Below are 429 nucleotides of genomic sequence, written 5' to 3'. Positions count from 1 at the left end.
CTCGAGAGCATGCAACAAGCTATAGTTGAAAATTTACAACGTTCTAACCTTAACGCTATCGAAGAAGCTAAAGCCTATCAGTTATTGGTTGAAAAAAAACACATGACTCACGATGAGATTGCTAAATATATGGGAAAATCAAGACCTTATATTAGCAATACCTTACGTCTGTTACAACTCCCAGCACCTATCATTAAAGCAATTGAAGAAGGAAAAATTAGTGCGGGACACGCGCGTGCTCTTTTAACTTTGAGTGATGATAAGCAACAACTGTACCTCACTCATAAAATACAAAATGAAGGCCTAAGTGTTAGGCAAATTGAGCAACTGGTTACTTCTACTCCAAGTTCGAAGCTATCTAAAAAAACTAAAAATATTTTTGCCACTTCTTTAGAGAAACAATTGGCTAAATCATTGGGACTCTCTGTC

Annotated in this window: 1 protein-coding gene; it reads left to right on the top strand. The window is 36.6% G+C overall.

The window, feature by feature from the left end:
• On the top strand, positions 1 to 429 hold a 429-nt coding region (locus AC0C45_RS30080), incomplete at both ends, for a ParB/RepB/Spo0J family partition protein (RefSeq protein WP_472929330.1).

Source organism: Priestia sp. VA7, assembly GCF_055710015.1.
This window is presented reverse-complemented; position numbering and strand designations above follow the sequence as displayed.